The following is a 16,982-nucleotide window of genomic DNA, read 5'->3' as shown; positions in this document are numbered from 1 at the left end:
CGATAAGTTGGACGCCGCCATCTGCGTATCGAGGGAGACTGAATAATGCGTGTGCACGTTATATCTATCCCGATTTACGGGTACCACTTGCCAAATCTGCCGGCGGTCGAATATGTGAGAACCATCCATTTTACGCCAATACCGTTTTCAGGAACCATTTCAGATCGCCGCGATTCCCGTGATCTCGAGCCATGTCTTGCAAGGCTTGCCCGCGTTCGTTCGAAGCGAGCTCGGGGAGCGAGCGTTGCTGCGTGCCAATCGCGCCGCGGGCTTCGACGTAGAGCTGATCGAGGATCGCAATGTCTACATTCCTCAGCAGTCCGTGGTGGGCTTCGTCGAAGCCATGGCGAGGGCAGTGGGCGACGCGAATCTCGGTCTCCTGCTCGTGCCCAATATGGACGTTTCCGCGTATGGCAGCTTCGGGCGTTTTATCACTGAAGCAGACACGCTCGGCGAAGCGATCAAACGAAGTATCGTGGCGCTGCAGTATCACAGTACTTTTGACAATTTGACGGTCACCACAACGAAGGAGGAACTACGCTTTGGCTACAAATTCGCTCTGGCCGGGTCTGGGGGTTATGAGTCGGTCGCATGTGCTGCCGCTGGCGAACTGCTGAGTCTCTTCAAGGCATATCTGCCTGACCATTGGCACCCCCTTCGCATCGAACTTGACATCCCGACCCCGAGCCATACCTCGCTTTTTGAGGACGTGTTTCAATGCCCGGTGATATTCAATGCGCCAGCAGTGGCGGTCGTCGTTGAGCGGCATCGGTTGATGGCTGCGTCACGACGAACATCTCGGTCGATCGTGACTCTCGAGGACGTGGCTCGCGATCGTCCAGGGGGTGCACCTCGGAGTTTGTTGGAAATCGCCACTGCACAGATTCGGGCACAGCTATTCGCGGGCGATGTGTCGATCGAGGATGCTGCGCGGACGATGGACACGAGCGTTCGGACGCTGCAGCGTGAACTTCGACAGGCAGGCGCCGACTTCCGTAGCCTGACCAGCGCAGTGAGAATGCAACGTGCGACGGAAATGTTGCGCGACGGGGCCGTCTCGATCACCAGCATTTCGGAGGATCTGGGCTATTCCTCTCCCGCTGGCTTTTCCCGCGCTTTTCGGAAGGCTACCGGATTTGGACCTCGCGAGTTTCGCGTCAGAGAGAACCTATCCACTGCTGATCCCGACAGCGAATCCGCAGCAACAAACTAGCGACCCATAGTCGAACCGCTAAAAGCAATTGCCTCATTCCCCTTCACGTGGCTTTCGATGCGATCAAGCTGGCTAGGCCGTGCCTGGTGCAGCCGTCTTATCTGGGCGCTGCCGCGCGGCCAGCGTCGCGGCGGCTGTCTCCTTGTCGTCACCGCTGACTTGAACCACCGGCTGAGCAAAGTCGATCCCATTGCCATGGAAAGCCTGCATCAGCATCGCATAAGCCTTCCGACGGATCATTGTCTGTTCCCCAGGCTTGCAGGTGAAGGCGATACCAAGTTCGATTCCGTATTCACCGATCTGCTCGACGCCCTTGAGCTTGAGCGGCTCGATAAAGAGCGAACCGAGTTCCGGATCGGCCTGCAATTGCGCGCCGATCTCCTTGATGAGCTTGCGGACTTTATCAACATCGGTTTTGAAAGGGACACGGATGCGGAATTTGTCGACAGTCCAATCGCGGCTGGCATTCTTGATCGCGCCAAGCGAACCAAAGGGTACGGTGAAGATTGGCCCACGGTGGTGCCGCAGCCGCACGGAGCGAAGGCTGAAGGATTCCACGACGCCCGTATAGTTTCCTGCTTCGATGTATTCCCCGACCCGGAAGGCATCGTCCAGTAGATAGAAAATACCGCTGACCACGTCCTTGACCAAGGTCTGCGAGCCGAATCCAATTGCAACGCCGACCACGCCCGCGCCTGCGACCAGCGGGCCGATTTTGACGCCCATCTCCGAAAGAACCGTGAGCACCGCGACACACAGAAGTGCTGCTGCCAAGGCGTTGCGGAAAACAGGCAGCAAAGTGCGAAGCCGGCTTTCTCGCGCGAGCGCGTTCGATGGGAGCGCCGCTTCATCGCCAACGTCGCTCAGCTTGCGGGTAATGTAGGCTTTTGCCAATTGCCAGACGAGGTCGATGATGAGCAGAATCACGACGCTGTTGAATGCCCCGGCAATGATCGTCCGGATCAATGTCACTTCACCGGAAACAAAAGGGAAATTGTGGCGCCAAACGAATGCGACCCAGTCGACCGCTGCAATAAGGATAATGGCGCGCGTTCCGCGGACGAGCAGGACCGTCTTAGCGTCCGGTAGGTCCCCTCCGCTCGAACGCGGGGGCGAGAATGAAAGGGTCAGGCTGTCGGCAATCGACAAAGCGCGGGGCACGAGGACAAGCATCATGCCGAGCCAGAATAAAGCCAGGAAGTCGCCGCACCAGAGCAGCCACAGGACGACCGCGCCCGAGATGCCCATGGCGCGAGAGACACGGCCTTGCAAAGATCCGACATCGCTGGAGCGCTCACGCCAGATCATCGCGATTGCTATAACGACAAGCGGAATGGACAATCCGATAGCGAGAGCCGACCGGACCCCGGGTTCAACCGCAAGCCGCTCGCATATGGCCGAGAATGCCATCGTTGCCGCCAGCATTGCGACCAATATCCGGATCCGCGAATAGGAGCGTGCCGATACTACGGATGCGGCCAGCGCGATGCGGAAGAGCGCGGTCGCGAGCCTGTAGGTGATCAATGCGACGAGCGAGTAGAGTACGACCACACGCATGAGTGGCGGCCAGTTGAACAGGAAAAAGAGGATTGCAGCGGTCGCCGTGCATATCGAAAGCGTCAGAAACTCCGTGTAGGCCTGCCTCCAAGGAGGGTTGGGCAAGGGTGCCGCTGGCAGTGAACGACGAGAGATCCAGTCGGTGCCAAACCCAAGGCCTGCGATGATAACGAACATCAGCGCCGCGGGCACCAAACCGCTGTCCCGAGCCTCTTGCCGAACCGCAGACACGACGCGGGAAAGTTCATCTCCGACCCGTGGCACTGCGGCAAGAAGTGCATTGAAACGGGCGCGTGAGTGGGCCTCCCATTCCTCGATGAACCACACTGCCTCATTGTCGCGGGGCTCGGAAACGGCCGCTTGCTTCTGCTCTAGCCAGACTCTTACGTCCTCATCCTCGAGAAGACGCAGCAGTTCGTCTACCTTGGACGGTTGCGCAATTCGGGCCGCAGGCGTTTGCGCCTGTAGGTTCGTAAGCCCACAAAGGCACAGGAACAAACTGAATAGCAAAGGCCGAAGAATGTACATAAAAGCTCGGTCCACTGGATCAGACCCCATTTGTCAAAATTTGGTCTCCAAAAACCAAAGACAGGGCCGAAACTAACGTGGTTTCATTCATCTTGGCGCGGTGTATCTCGATCGCACCATGCTTCCACTGATGGACGCCGATAGTTCGTGTTTGCAGCCGCCACGAACCGGAGCCGTGGCGGCTGCATGCACGCCGACAGAATCAGCTCACCTTCTTCACCGGCGGTATCGTCCAAGAACCATCAATGATGGAGGGACTGCTCTCGTTGGGCCAGTAGAGCCGCATCATGAGGATGAACTTTCCTTTGGGCGCCGGGAGCCAGTTCGATTCCTTGTCCGATCCGGGTGCTTCGTGTTGGATAAACAGGTCGATCGAGCCATCCGGATTTGCTTTGAGCGGCTGCCGTGCGCTGATGGAGTAGCGGTTCAACGGATTGTCGACAAAGAAGTAGTCCGCATCATACATGGTCAAGGACCAGAATCCCGAAACCGGTGGCGTAAGTCCCTTCTTGAACGTCAGAACGTAATTCTCGGACCCGTTATATGCCCGCTTGATCACCCCGTCGCCGGACTTCAGCGAGGTCGGATAGATCGCATCTTGCGGCCGGTTCGCCCCAAGACCGATCGCAGTGATCAAGGCACGCTGGACGTAGTCGGTGCCATAAATCCCCGTCTTCGTCGTGAAGCCCCAGCCGTCGATGTCCTGTACGTCGCCGTCGCTGAATTTGAAATGCGTCATGATGCGCGCGAACCCGAGCTGAGGGACGCGCTTCACAAAAGCAGGATCGAACTTGGCCTTGTCGAAATCCTGTCCAGGAACGATGCCGAGTTCGGCGAGCTTGGCGACCATCGGTGCATCCGCGTCGGTCGGCGGGTTTCTTTTCAGGAGCTCGGCGAACAGGGTGAAGTACTCGATTGCGTCCATGCTGTTGACTTGCTCGCGAACGGCAGTCTCCATATCGATGGCCGGATCGACCTTGCCTTTGGGAGCCGTCCACTCCTTGCCCCATGCGCTCAAGGGATAGAGCTTCACTTCATCCTGGAGCTTATGAACTTCGGCGTAGTCCTCCTGGGTCCCCGTGCAATAGATGCGTCCAAGCAGCCAAACGATGCTCGTCGGAGATCTATATTGGGTCACGCCTTCGGGCAGTGTTCCTTCCCAGCCTGGCCCGGTAACAACAAACGTCTGGGCCTCGGTGCCTGTGGTGCGTTTTCCGGGGACGTCGAAGACAGCTGTCCAGCCATCCAGCATCGGAAACAGGGCATACCGGTCTTTCAAATCGGGCAGGCTCACCACCCAAGGCTCGTCCCCCACATCAAAGAAAGCCGTCGTATAAAGAGTGTCGGCGTTAGGTGCGGTCACGTCCCGAAACTTGGCGTCTGGATATTGGCGCAGCTTGATCAGATGCCCCATGGGGCCACGAGTTCCTTCGGGTTCCGCGACGTTGGTAATCACGCGCCTGGTCACTTCCATCGTCACCAGAGGATAGGCATAAATGTACGCTTCGACGGCGAGCGCGAATTCATCGAGCCCTTCCGGCAAATCTGCCACCAAACCGTCGGCGGCAGCAGCAGGCCTAGCGAGAGAGCCTGCTGCCAGTACTCCAAGACCGGCGGCCGTCAAGTCACGACGCGTAATATCCATTCTGTCCCTCCATCAAAAAATTGAGTTGCGATGTAATGCACTGAGTTCAGTCGATGTAAACGACGACGTAACGCCCGCCGTGCGGTTGGTAGTAGACCCCGCCGCAATGCCACACCGCGGTGCCATTGACACTAATGCTGACGCAGCCCGCGGGCAGTGCGGCGACATACATCGTGGAGCGGCGGATCACTCGGCGCGTGGTACGGCGAGCAACACCGGCGACACTTCCTGGTGTCAGCGGGCGTCCCACGACCGCCTGCGCCTCGGATACGAACGAGCCGAACGGCGCGGGAACGAGAGTGTCTGCCGCAAGCATCGCTAGGCCGGCGATGGCGACTGAAAGGATCTTTCCGTGCAGCTTGCGCATCGTCATTGCACCGTCTCCAGAGAAAGCTCGCCGGTGACATCGGCGTGGACGTGTTCCAGCTTGTTGGCAGCCGCTGGCGGCGTGAATTTAAACTGCGCGGCGTCGATTCCATCCGACTTCCAGTTGCTGAGCCGCAGCGTATACTGGGGTGCCCCGGTCGTCCATTTGGTCGTGATGACATACTTGAGCGGCAAAGGCCTGCTGCCCTTGCTGATCCAAATTTGCCAGTCGACGATATCGGTCCTGAAGGCGAGATGATCGCATTCCACCCCGTTGACAAAGGCCGATCCGACAACGGTTCCTTCCGTCACGCCGTCAGTGAGGACGGCATAGGGATCGCCTACCAGAAAATCCGCTCCCGGAGCGTCAAGTCCGGTGGCGGCGCGAAGCTCCTCGGTCGCATCTTCAACACTTTGGCCGGGGCTCTGAAGTTGCGCATAAACGTTCAGCATTTTGTCATGCAGTGATATCGTGTCGCCATCGAATATCACCTCCGCCTTCGCAAAGGGGCCCATGCGCTTCATTCGAAAACCTTGTGCGCGATCGACGGCGATGGAGCCGGAGGCGCTGTACTGGATCTTCTGACCCTGCAGATTGACGACTTCCTGATCCGCGTCGTAGTCGACACTAAGAGTCGGCGTCGACTTGAGATTTTCGCTCATCGCGGCCAGGATCCGATCGGCCTCCGGCTCGATTCTGTCTTGCGCGGATACCGGCCAAGCCATCACACTACCAGCAACCACTAACATCCCTGTAAATCGGCGCCGCCAAGCCGCGCCAAGTAACCTCAGTCCGCCATTCATTCGCTCACCCAGAAGGCTCGTTGATTTCGCTTGCGGGCCAGGACTCGCAACAATCTTGCTCCTACGAACAACTTGGTTGCGAAGGCCTCCCAGCCCGTGGCATTACTGCTGTATTGGCCGCGTTTCTTCTTACCATTTCACGCCAAGTTGCACTTTCAATGTTACATTCAGCGCCCGCGTTCGGAATAAGGTCGAAGAGGTCGGGGCATGCCGACGCGGACGTTGCAGCGACACCTAAATTCTGCGTTTGATTTTGAGGAGTATCGGTCGCGTCGCAGTGAGGCGATCCGGCTGCTCTGCGAAGGCGCTCACAGCATAAGCGACATCGCCTTTAAGGCGGGTTACAGCGACGCTGCACACACCATATTCAGTCAATGTTCCCGTTTTGTGCGTTCAATGTCGCATAATGTATCGACTGGACCTTATGACCACGGTGCATCCGGCCATAGGACCGATGTCTTCAAGCGTGGCCCTCTTCAATCCTCCGAAGGAACCACGCGAGAAGCCCCGCAAGCGGGAGGAAGGAGCAGACGTAGTAAACCGTTTCGACACCATAGCTGTCGGCCAGTATTCCGAGAAGCGCTGCGGCTATACCGCCAAGGCCGAAATTCAGGCCGTAGAACAGCCCACCAATGAGTCCTATCCGGTGCGGCAGCAACTCGATTGCGTAGATCAGGATGGAGGCGAAGGCGCTCGCCATGATCAAGTTGATCATCACCGTCAGCACGCCGGTCCAGAGGAGGTCGACGTGTGGCAGGGTCAGCGTCAGCGGAAGCGGCCCGAGAACCGAAATCCAGATGATACGATAACGCCCGATGCGATCACCGACGATGCCGCCGATCAGCGCGCCCGCGGCCGAAGCCAGTAGGAAGATGAACAGCATCATCTGCGCGGAGGGGATCGAGAGGCCGAACTTCTCCATGAGATAGAAGGTGTAGAATGAGCGGAAGCTCTCGCTATAGGCGTTCTTAGTAAACATCAGCAGCGTCAGGACCCCCAGGGCTACCCCGATCGTCGCTGGCGCGTGACGAACGGCGCCGCCCGCCTTCTTGCCGTCTGCCCGCAACGCCATGAATGCGGCGCCGATCTCCCGCTGCTTGCTACCGATCCATACAAGGAGTGCCATGGCCATCAATGCGAGAACGGCAAACCAGGCGAGGCTCGGCTGTCCCCAGGGAACGATGATCAGCGCAGCGAAGACCGGGCCGAGCGCGCCGCCCGCCTGACCGCCGACCTGAAACAGTCCCTGCGCCAACCCCTGGCGCCCGCCGGCGGCATAGCGCGCCATGCGCGTCGCTTCCGGGTGAAAGATGGACGATCCAATGCCGATCAGCGCAACTGAAACCAGAATCACCGCGTAGCTATGGGCAAAGGCAAGGCTAACCAGGCCAGAGAGTGTAAACATCATCCCCACGACCGGTGAATAGGGCGCGGGATGTTTGTCCGTCACCATGCCGATTACCGGTTGCAGCAGCGACCCGGCAATCTGGAAGGTCATGGTGATCAAGCCGATCTGCACGAAATCCAGCGCATAGGCGTCCTTCAGGATCGGATAGGCCGCCGGAATCAGTGACTGCATCAGGTCATTGAGGAGATGGGTGAGACCCAGAATGACCAGCACAGCGAGATGCGTCTTGGGACGCGTCATGGTGGGAATGGCGACAGTCATGATTGTTGTTCTTGGCCCTTGGGAAATTTGGGGAGGCGGCTTGCAGCGGCATCCGACCGTCATCGGTAGAACGCGGCGCGCCGATGGGAGCTTATGCATCGCCCGAGGGGCGGGCAACCGTTTATTCGCGCTACGAGGGCAATAGGAGACAATCCTATCCCGATGGATGTCGCGCGCCGATGTCGTGAGGAAGCCGGAGCCGACATCGGCGGTCTCGTCGATCAGGCGCTGGATTACATCGGAAGACCAGGCGACCTCGACATCGAGATGCGGCGTCGGGTGGCGCCGCGAGAACTCCACGATCAGCGAAGGCAGGAAGGAGAGCGCGACGCTCTCGACGGTCCCCGTCTTCAAGCCCCTGAGAATGTCGAACTCGGACACCGCCGCTTCGAGAGGCGATGCGACGCGACGGACTGCCGGTGAAGGATTTCGCCGACGGCCGTCAGTTTGAGGCGATGACCCTCGCGTTGAAGCAGCGCCATGCCCAAGCGATCCCCGATCTGCCGCGATACGGACGACGACGCGACATTGAGCCTGCGGGCGCATTGGCCGCGGTTCGAATCCCTTCAAGGCGAGAGGTTCGTTGCTCAGCTTTCGACGGTAATCCAGCCGAAATCACTGCTTTGCATAGCTAGCTTCGGGACCGCTTGTTCACGGCTCCAGTATGCTCAACGGTTCTTAACCGGACATATGACGCGCGAACCACCGTATTTCTACCTTGCCAGGTAGTCGTGTTCGTTAAGGGATTGTGAACCACATTCGCGGGGCGGCGTTTGCCGCTCCAGGCACATGACGATGCCACACTCACGCAATCTTACCGTGGCTCGCCTATATGACAAGCATTCTCACCAATACGTCCGCTATGTCCGCCCTCAGCACCCTGCGCCTGATCGGCGGCAGGCTGGATGACGAGTCGCAGAAGTTGTGCTCGGGTTTGGGGGTGAAGACTGCGGCCGACAACGCCGCCTACTGGTCGATTTCAACGACGATGCGTTCGGATGTGAAGGCGATGGGAGCCGTCACTGACAGTATCGGACTGGCGATGGGTATCGTGGACACCGCCTACGCCGCGATGGAGACCGTGAGGCAGTCCTTCGTGGAAATCCGTAACCTCGCGATCACCGCGAGCGACATGCCGAAGCCCGGCATGCGCGACATAGTCAAACCGGCCTTCAGCCTCGATCCTGAGTACGCCAAGTCGGACGTGTACAAGATCGACGTGCGGATACAGCAGCTCCAGGATCAGGCCAGGAGCGCGATGCAGTCCGCCTCGTTCGCGGGCGTGAACATGCTTTACCACGAGAAGCACGAGCCGGTTAAAGCCAGTAAGCAGGTGTTCTCGTTCGTGATCGGCTACAACGGTGGCACGGTGCAGGCGATGGATGTCAGCGCCATGGACACCCTGCTGCTGAACGACGATTTCGGGAGTTATCCGACCAGCTACCCAGGGGAGTACAATCCCGAAAAGACGCTGTTTGACGGCAGTGACTTCTTCGACGTGCCAGGGACGTTCACTCCCGCCGCCATCTATTGGTACAACATTCCGCTTTCCAATCCGGTCACGGGTGATCCGGAGGCATACCCCGTCAGTCCGACCTATATCCTTCAGTCCATCGAGAACCACGTTATCAGGCACGATTCGGACAGGCAGGGGGCTTACAACCAGCTGGTCGCGAACATAGACGAGAAGATCGAGCAACTCACGTCCAAGATGGCTTATGTCGGCTCGGTGCAGTCGGCACTGAATACCTACGACGAGCTGAACAAGAAGGTGATCGAAACGGCGACGAAGGGCATCGGGCGGCTGGTGGACGCGGACATGGACGTCACGGCCGTCAGGATCAGGGCGCTGGAGGCGCAACAGCAACTCGCGATCCAGGCACTCGGGATCGCGAACTCCGAACCGGGAAAAATACTGGAGTTGTTTCGTTAGCCGGCCGTCATTGGCTCTCGTTCCACCGCGAGCGCTCAAGGTGTGTGGCAATCAGCATGGCCACCAAGTGCACCGTATTCCTTGCCCCGTAACGTTCCTTCATCCGTTCCAGCCGATGCTCGACGGTGCGATGCGAGACGTCGAGCGATACCGCGATCTCCTTTGCGGTCGCTCCCTCGATCAGGAGCTGCACGATCGCTTCGTCGCCCACATCCAGCTTTTCATGCCTCTGCGGTGGGCTCAGAAGGAACTGGGCATAGGAGGTCGAAATGATCCATCGCGGACGGTCGACGTTGCGTTGGGGCAGAAGAATGCGGTCGTAGCCGAGGTTAACACCGAAGAGCCTTGTCTTCACCAACTCCATGGAAGGCTGCTGGCTGTCGCGCACCTGCGACAATCGCGGGATCACCGCTTCTTCCATGTAGCGCTGGTCCTTGAAGTCACCGATGTAGGCATCCGCGAAAATTTTGTTGATGTTGAGAATGCGCGAGGTGAAGCCGGAATGGCGGATTGCCTTCATGAACCATCGCTTCGGGTCGTCTCCGTCGATCGTGAACACCGTCAGGCGCATTTTGATCGACAGCATGTCGAGTATGTCGCGATACACGGTGTCCGGTGACGCCGGTTGCTCGGGGTCGGTGAGGAGCCAATTGTCGAGCATCTTGCGTGTGACCGCGCTGAAGGGTGTTTCTTTCGCCATTGCCATGCTTGTCGATCGTATCGTCGCGCGGAATACAATCTAAAGCAGTGAAAGACGCAATAGGGTAAAAATACCCTAGTTGGTTTGGAAGCGCAGACCCGCACCTGGAGTGCGAAGTGTCCAGTTATCCCAATATGGGGACAAGGAGCTGCCAAAGTCCGGGCTCTCCCACTTCGTATGCGGCAATTGAAGCCGGCACCCATCGGTTCGAGCGGACACCCCTTTCCGGGTAGTTAGATGCGAGCGAGCGCACGGCAATCAGGTGTACGCGAACCCGGTAAACTAAAGCGCTGCTATCCTTCCAATCCGTAAACCCGCCCACTGAATGTTCAGTGGAAACGCCGATTACACCCGCTTCTTCAAATGCCTCACGAGCAGCTGCGTCCCGAGCCTGTGAGTGCCTCGACGGCGGGATATTCAGATGTGTCTGGTCATCTCATGCAGCAAGGTATCGCCCGCCAACCAGAATGACGAGCGTTGAGCAGAGTCGAATTCCCATCCACTACGACCCACAGCTCGTTGCCTAACGACTGAACCGTGAGGGGTTTGCGTTTCTCCAGACTGCCTTTCGCTGCAGCCACCATGTGGCGGTTGGCATTGACGATGCCTCTTTCGCGCGCACGCGCGTTTACCAACTGCTCGAGCGGAATAAGGAGATGTGGTTCGCTCAGATCGAAGTAAAGCGAAGGGTCATCCGGGAGCCGGGTGAGCGTCGCGGCGATTTCCTGATTGAACTCGATCTCCACAACAGCGCCGTCGGACCGGAGAGTGGGATACTTTAGCGAAATTTCTTCAGCTTTCATGCAGTGCCTCTCGGAGATTCCTGATGCCTGGCTCTAGCGACGGAACTCACGTGCCGGAAAGAAAAGCCCCGCCGGTAGGCGGGGCGAGTGTCGCACCCATATGGCTCACTGGGCGCGGGGAGGATTGCAGTCCAACAGAAACTGCTCATGTACGCTAGGCGCGTAACTCGGGGGAGGGAAGGTCTGTTTCCCCGATTCCGGTACGCCCTAGCATAAAAACTCGGCCGCTAGTGTCGCAGCGAGAACCGCCGCATTCACGGCCGGCGTCTCCCGCGGTTCTCACATCGCTACCGGCGGCGCCATGCGCCAACGCATAGATGATGTAGCCATGTGCGATTGTTGACTCCGCCCTCCGCCCAATGGAAAGAGATGATCGGTTTGAGAGGGGAAACACTCATGGCAGACGAGAGCAATACCGAAATCGTGGAGACCGCGCCGCCGGCGGAAGTCGCGCCGCCCAAGAAGCGTCGGGGGCCGCGACCCAAGAATGTCGTTGCGGACGCGACCGCTGAATCAGCGGAGGCAGCTGCTGCCCAGCCGATGAGGGGACGCAGGAAGCGCGCAGATAAGTCGGTAGACGGGAAGCTCTCGGTGGAGGCGCTGGCCGTTCGCAAGGCCAGGGCAAAGAAGGTCGTCAAGGGCGCCGGCGAAACGCGTGGGGCAAAGCAGCCGACCGCGACGACGGCTCCAGCTCCAGTCCTCGGCGACATTGCAGATCTTCGCCAGCTCGAAGAAGAGAACGCGCGGCTGCGCAAGGCGCTGGCCGAAAAGCTGCGGGCCGAGAACGCCGACCTGCGCAAGCGGTTGGGCCTTGCCTGATCAATTGATGGAGGGGCGATCGGATAGCCTGATTGGCCCTTGTCATCGCATTCTGGCTGGAGTTCCTTTGAGGGCTGCTGCCGAGGATGCCGGTGCCATTTGATCGGGTGGGCGGCGCACTATGAAAGCACCATGGAAATATCTGGTCCAGCTGGCGTCCCTGGGACGAACGGTCAAGGCACCGGAAAATCCTCCAATTCCAGCCGATTCTAGAGGTCGGGCCCAATTGTACCCGCGTTCGGGGTCTTAGCTGATGCCGTGATAGCTGCAACTACTATCCAAGAGCAGGAAGCAACCAGGATGCTTAGCGGCCTTCACCCCTGCTCGTAACCACAGTGTCCGCCGACGGTTCCGCCGGCGATCCTCTGCCTCTTCCGGTGTCTTGCCCCACAGGTGGGGAGCGGTTTCGAAAATCATGTCGATTTCGGGTCAGACTCGACAGGCTGCGCGATAGGCTCACCCTCTCGCGCCTTCGGGCCACTGGTCGCGAAGGCACTCCAGTGCTCCGCAGGAATTGGCAACAACCCGCTCGCCGGTAGAGCTCAGACGGAACGGGAAACTGAATATCGCTCGTCACCTATCCGGTCCCAGGCATCATCGATTTACTGTTTCCGGCTTGGGCACGCGCACCGGCTCCGCCACCGGCGACGATCGCGTCGGTGTCTGGTGCGAGAAGATTGGCCCGTCGCGCGAAGGCGACAAACGTCCCGCGAACGGTCTCGACATCAATCTCGCCTGCAAGTGCTGCCCTGCAGGCATTGAGCGCGATGGCGTAGGTTGATTTTCGTTTCGATGGCGGCCACTCGATCGGCCAGGCATAGTCTTCTCAGACCGTGAACCTCAGCTCGGAAATCCGAGACCGACAAGGATTGTGACGGGATGTCGAAAGCAAACGTGTTCCATCGTTTTCCTCCATTCACGCGACATTGGATGTCAACGTCATGCGTCGGGCAACTGCCTACCGGATCACCAGCACGTGTTTCGACCCGGCGCGAAACAGATCGAGTGCGATCGTGCCACTGGCGTTCTTTAACGCTGTCTCGAGTTCCGCCACTGTCGAGATGGGCCGCCGATTGGCAGCAACGATCACATCGCCCATACGCAGACCGGCTCGGGCGGCAGCACTTCCATCTTCAACGCTGGAAACAACCACGTTGCCGGCCGCATCCTGGAACTCAGCGCCCTCAAGGCGAGCGGGCATGGCTCCAGGCTTGGCAATTGCCTCGTCCGCCTCGATGCGCATTGTCACCGTTCTGCGAACCCGATCGCGCAGAGATTCGATTTCGACTTCCGATCCGACCTTAGCCAGGCCGACGCGATTGCGGAGATCTGCCGAGCCCGTGATTTTCCGATTGTTGACGGCGATGATGACATCGCCAGCTCGAAGGCCCGCCTGTTCCGCTGGCGAATGCTGCTCAACGCTGCTAACGACGGCGCCGTAGCTTTCCGCAATACCAAGCGCTTCGGCCAGATCTGGTGTTAAGTCCTGGACGGCGATGCCGATCCGGCCGCGCCGCACTTGTCCATGCTCGATCAGTTGCTCCATCACGGCCGACGCCATCGCGATCGGAACCGCAAAGCCGATGCCGACATTGCCGCCGGTGGGCGCGATGATTGCGGTGTTGACGCCGACCAGCATGCCGTCTGTTGTCACCAGTGCGCCTCCCGAGTTGCCGGGATTGATCGAAGCATCCGTCTGGATGAAATCCTCATAGCCCTCGAGATTGATGCCGCCACGGCCAAGGGCGCTGACGATGCCGGAGGTGACGGTCTGGCCAAGCCCGAACGGATTGCCGATCGCGACAACGGAGTCGCCGACCCGCAGCGCACCGGAATCGCCAAACGAAAGCGCCGTCAGCTTGTCAGCGGCGATCCTCAGCAACGCGATATCAGTTGCCTTGTCGCTGCCCACAAGCTCGGCCGTGAAGCGGCGGCGGTCCTTCAGGGTTACCGCAATCTCGCCGGCGTCGGCGACGACATGGTGATTGGTGAGGATATAGCCTTTGGCGGCGTCAACGATGACGCCGGAGCCCGCGCTCAGCCGCTGCTGTTGCTCAGGCAGATTGAAATAGCGGCGGAAGAAGGGATCGTTGTAAAGAGGATTGGTTTCGGCGGAAGCGCGAGACCTTACTGCAATGTTGACGACCGCCGGCGTGACCTTCTCCAAGACATCGGCGAGCGATGGTTGGGTGCCGGCCGACATCGCCGACTGCGGCTGCGCCGCCGGGAACGGCGCAGGAACCAGGATGAGGACGAGTGCGGCGAATACGCCGACATTTTTCGACGAACGCATGGTCATTTTTGGCCCCGAACTCTTCAGTTCCTCCTTCGGTGGACGGGCGAGCCCTTGGGTAAAGCCTCCCAGAGGCACGATTTTGGCTCCTGCCAGACCAGCACCAGTTCGACAAACGCCGCGCCGATTCAGGCGCATGCATCTCTTACTTCACAAGTCTATCCAAAGCCCACGCCCCGTGGGGGGCGCGGGCCTATCATTGCAGTCAGAAGTCCATGCCGGCTGCCGGCATCGGCGGGAGCGGTACATCCTTCTTCGGCTTCTCGGCGACCATGGCCTCGGTGGTGATCAGCAGGCCGGCGACCGAGGCGGCGTCCTGCAGCGCGGTGCGAACGACCTTGACCGGGTCGATCACGCCTTGATCGTAAAGATCACCGAACTCGTTCGTTTGCGCGTTCCAGCCATAGCCAAATTCGGTCCTCTCGCGCAGCTTGCCGACAATGATCGAGCCTTCGGCACCCGCGTTCTCGGCGATCTGGCGCACCGGCGCCTCGATCGCGCGGCGAACAAGGTCGATGCCGTGCCTCTGGTCGGCATTCTCGGTCTGCGTGTTGTCCAGTGCCTTGACGGCTCTCAGCAAAGCGACGCCTCCGCCGGGCAACACGCCCTCCTCGACGGCCGCCCGCGTGGCATGCATGGCGTCGTCGACGCGGTCCTTGCGTTCCTTCACCTCGACCTCGGTCGAGCCGCCGACGCGGATGACGGCAACGCCGCCAGCAAGCTTGGCCAGCCGCTCCTGCAACTTCTCGCGATCGTAGTCCGATGTGGTTTCCTCGATCTGCGCCTTGATCTGCGAAACGCGGCCCTGAATCTCCGTCTTCGAGCCAGCGCCGTCGACGATCGTCGTATTTTCCTTCTCGACAACAACCTTCTTGGCACGGCCGAGCATATTGAGGGTCACGTTTTCGAGCTTGATGCCCAGATCTTCAGAGACTGCGGTGCCGCCGGTCAGGATTGCGATGTCCTCCAGTATGGCCTTGCGGCGGTCGCCGAAGCCTGGCGCTTTGACAGCAGCGATCTTGAGGCCGCCGCGCAGCTTGTTGACGACGAGGGTTGCGAGCGCCTCGCCTTCGACATCCTCGGCGATAATCAGCAGCGGCTTTCCAGATTGAACACCCGCTTCAAGAACCGGCAGTAATGTCTGCAGGTTCGAGAGCTTCTTCTCGTGGATCAGGATGTAGGGTTCCTCGAGCTCAACCCGCATCTTGTCCGGGTTGGTGATAAAATATGGCGAGAGATAACCGCGGTCGAATTGCATGCCTTCGACGACCTCCAGCTCCGTCACCGCGGTCTTGGCTTCCTCGACGGTGATCACCCCCTCGTTACCGACCTTTTCCATCGCTTCTGCGAGGAAGCGGCCAATCTCGATGTCCCCATTGGCCGAGATGGTGCCAACCTGGGCGATCTCGTCGTTCCTGGTGACTTTGCGGGCGTTCCGCCGCAGTTCCTCGACCACAGCTTCGACAGCTTTGTCGATACCGCGCTTGAGGTCCATCGGGTTCATGCCCGAAGCCACGGCCTTCGCGCCTTCCTTGACGATCGCCTGGGCGAGAACGGTTGCGGTGGTGGTGCCGTCACCAGCGATATCGCTGGTCTTCGACGCCACTTCCCGCACCATCTGTGCACCCATGTTCTCGAACTTGTCCTCAAGCTCGATCTCCTTGGCGACAGTGACGCCGTCCTTGGTGATGCGGGGCGCGCCGTATGACTTGTCGATCACCACGTTACGGCCCTTCGGACCGAGCGTAACCTTGACAGCATTGGCGAGGATGTCGACGCCGCGCAGCATCCTTTCGCGGGCGTCGGAATGGAATTTCACTTCCTTGGCAGCCATTTTTCTACTCCTTCCTCAGTCAGCATTCCTTGTTGGCATAGGTCCGAATTGGCACTACGCCGCATTGCTCGCTGCGGCGTCGACCTCCATTACGCCCATCACCTCAGATTCCTTCATGATCAGACATCCTCGCCATTGAGCTTGATCTCGGTGCCCGACCATTTGCCGAACAGGACGCAATCACCCACTTTCACTTCGAGTGGTCGCAGCTGCCCGCTTTCATCGCGCGCACCAGAGCCAGCGGCAACGACCTCACCTTCCTTTGGCTTTTCCTTTGCCGTATCTGGGATGATGATACCGCCGGCCGTTTTTTCCTCGGCCCCGATGCGGCGAACCAGGATACGGTCATGCAAGGGACGGAACGTCATTTCGCTCGCCTCATCGACAACCAGATTTTTCAACAAGTGTTCCGCGCCGCATTCGGAGCGAAACCGACGCGGGACGCCGAGCCTTTCGGCATCGCGCGCATTTCGATCTGGTTCCTGTTTTTTGAGTTTCAAGAGAGGGTCAAAAATTTTTTAGCACTCTAGCCTGTTGAGTGCTACCGGCATGAATTCATGAGAGTATTTCACGTCGCGGGCGGTTTGGAGGGTAGGGCTGCCTCTTGACGCAAGGCATCATGATCCCCACCTTATTCTTGTCGATGCCCAAGTGGGTTGACACCAGTCAGGGAGCCCAAGCTTCTTGGCGCTCCCTCGTACCTATGTTGCTCTACGGAGGATATAGCTATGAGAACAAACCCCGACTTTTCCCCCTTCTACAGGTCGAGCGTCGGCTTCGATCGCCTCTTCGACCTGCTCGAAAACGCCAGCCTCAAC

At 59.2% G+C, this 16,982-nt stretch carries 14 protein-coding genes and 4 pseudogenes; 5 read left to right on the top strand and 13 right to left on the bottom strand.

The annotated features are described in order from the left end of the window. Positions 1–244 precede the first annotated feature (244 nt). Positions 245–1,213, top strand: coding sequence for an AraC family transcriptional regulator ligand-binding domain-containing protein (locus ACTJKE_RS34585; RefSeq protein WP_440693740.1), 969 nt, complete (start codon positions 245–247; stop codon positions 1,211–1,213). 72 nt (positions 1,214–1,285) lie between these two features. Here ACTJKE_RS34585 and ACTJKE_RS34580 read toward each other — a convergent pair whose 3' ends face one another. The 7 genes and pseudogenes from ACTJKE_RS34580 to ACTJKE_RS34550 all read right to left on the bottom strand — a co-directional run. Continuing rightward, positions 1,286–3,298, bottom strand: a complete 2,013-nt coding sequence (locus ACTJKE_RS34580) for a mechanosensitive ion channel domain-containing protein (protein WP_440637533.1) — start codon at positions 3,296–3,298, stop codon at positions 1,286–1,288. Positions 3,299–3,500: 202 nt separating this feature from the next. Beyond that, complete coding sequence (locus ACTJKE_RS34575) at positions 3,501–4,943, bottom strand: DUF1254 domain-containing protein (protein ID WP_440693738.1); 1,443 nt, start codon at positions 4,941–4,943, stop codon at positions 3,501–3,503. 46 nt (positions 4,944–4,989) lie between these two features. Next, positions 4,990–5,316 carry a hypothetical protein gene (locus ACTJKE_RS34570; protein WP_440637529.1) on the bottom strand — a complete coding sequence of 109 codons (327 nt, stop codon included), beginning with the start codon at positions 5,314–5,316 and terminating at the stop codon, positions 4,990–4,992. After that, on the bottom strand, positions 5,313–6,113 hold the full coding sequence (locus ACTJKE_RS34565) for a DUF2092 domain-containing protein (protein ID WP_440637527.1): 801 nt from the start codon (positions 6,111–6,113) through the stop codon (positions 5,313–5,315). Before ACTJKE_RS34565 ends, ACTJKE_RS34570 begins: the two co-directional genes overlap by 4 nt. 460 nt (positions 6,114–6,573) lie before the next feature. Continuing rightward, the gene (locus ACTJKE_RS34560) at positions 6,574–7,782 is read right to left on the bottom strand and encodes an MFS transporter (RefSeq protein ID WP_440693746.1); all 1,209 of its coding nucleotides are present in this window, start codon (positions 7,780–7,782) and stop codon (positions 6,574–6,576) included. 159 nt (positions 7,783–7,941) lie between these two features. After that, positions 7,942–8,163 (bottom strand): annotated as a pseudogene (locus tag ACTJKE_RS34555) (LysR substrate-binding domain-containing protein); the annotation flags it as partial. Further along, positions 8,133–8,318, bottom strand: a pseudogene (locus tag ACTJKE_RS34550) (LysR family transcriptional regulator); the annotation flags it as partial. The pseudogenes ACTJKE_RS34555 and ACTJKE_RS34550, both read right to left, overlap by 31 nt. 296 nt (positions 8,319–8,614) lie before the next feature. Here ACTJKE_RS34550 and ACTJKE_RS34545 point away from each other — a divergent pair. Next, positions 8,615–9,715, top strand: a complete 1,101-nt coding sequence (locus ACTJKE_RS34545) for a flagellin N-terminal helical domain-containing protein (RefSeq protein ID WP_440693736.1) — start codon at positions 8,615–8,617, stop codon at positions 9,713–9,715. 7 nt (positions 9,716–9,722) lie between these two features. Here ACTJKE_RS34545 and ACTJKE_RS34540 read toward each other — a convergent pair whose 3' ends face one another. Both ACTJKE_RS34540 and ACTJKE_RS34535 read right to left on the bottom strand, forming a co-directional pair. After that, positions 9,723–10,415 (bottom strand): helix-turn-helix transcriptional regulator, encoded by a 693-nt coding sequence (locus ACTJKE_RS34540; RefSeq protein WP_440693734.1) that lies wholly within the window; start codon positions 10,413–10,415, stop codon positions 9,723–9,725. A 431-nt stretch (positions 10,416–10,846) separates the two neighbouring features. Beyond that, the gene (locus ACTJKE_RS34535) at positions 10,847–11,218 is read right to left on the bottom strand and encodes a hypothetical protein (protein ID WP_440637521.1); all 372 of its coding nucleotides are present in this window, start codon (positions 11,216–11,218) and stop codon (positions 10,847–10,849) included. A gap of 396 nt (positions 11,219–11,614) precedes the next feature. On the opposite strand from ACTJKE_RS34535, the gene ACTJKE_RS34530 reads away from it, so the two are divergent. After that, positions 11,615–12,037, top strand: a complete 423-nt coding sequence (locus tag ACTJKE_RS34530) for a SyrB-like regulator (protein WP_440637519.1) — start codon at positions 11,615–11,617, stop codon at positions 12,035–12,037. 577 nt (positions 12,038–12,614) lie between these two features. On the opposite strand, the gene ACTJKE_RS34525 is transcribed toward ACTJKE_RS34530, so the two are convergent. The 4 genes and pseudogenes from ACTJKE_RS34525 to ACTJKE_RS34510 all read right to left on the bottom strand — a co-directional run bounded on the left by ACTJKE_RS34525 (position 12,615) and on the right by ACTJKE_RS34510 (position 16,532). Continuing rightward, the gene (locus ACTJKE_RS34525) at positions 12,615–12,806 is read right to left on the bottom strand and encodes a DUF982 domain-containing protein (RefSeq protein ID WP_440637713.1); all 192 of its coding nucleotides are present in this window, start codon (positions 12,804–12,806) and stop codon (positions 12,615–12,617) included. A 189-nt stretch (positions 12,807–12,995) separates the two neighbouring features. Beyond that, complete coding sequence (locus ACTJKE_RS34520) at positions 12,996–14,336, bottom strand: Do family serine endopeptidase (protein WP_440637517.1); 1,341 nt, start codon at positions 14,334–14,336, stop codon at positions 12,996–12,998. A 199-nt stretch (positions 14,337–14,535) separates the two neighbouring features. After that, positions 14,536–16,164: a chaperonin GroEL gene (gene groL / locus ACTJKE_RS34515; RefSeq protein ID WP_113514194.1), complete on the bottom strand. Its 1,629-nt coding sequence runs from the start codon at positions 16,162–16,164 to the stop codon at positions 14,536–14,538. A gap of 54 nt (positions 16,165–16,218) precedes the next feature. Beyond that, positions 16,219–16,532: pseudogene (locus ACTJKE_RS34510) on the bottom strand (co-chaperone GroES). Between ACTJKE_RS34510 and ACTJKE_RS34505 the strand changes: the two are divergent. Then, positions 16,512–16,694, top strand: a complete 183-nt coding sequence (locus ACTJKE_RS34505; RefSeq protein ID WP_156436956.1) for a hypothetical protein — start codon at positions 16,512–16,514, stop codon at positions 16,692–16,694. The pseudogene ACTJKE_RS34510 and the gene ACTJKE_RS34505 overlap by 21 nt on opposite strands. A gap of 198 nt (positions 16,695–16,892) precedes the next feature. Next, a pseudogene (locus tag ACTJKE_RS34500) lies at positions 16,893–16,982 on the top strand (heat-shock protein Hsp20); the annotation flags it as partial.

The organism is Ensifer sp. 22521 (assembly GCF_052044795.1).
Classification (GTDB): Bacteria; Pseudomonadota; Alphaproteobacteria; order Rhizobiales; family Rhizobiaceae; genus Ensifer.
The sequence above is the reverse complement of the archived record's forward strand: the minus strand, read 5'-3'. Positions and strand labels throughout refer to the sequence as shown.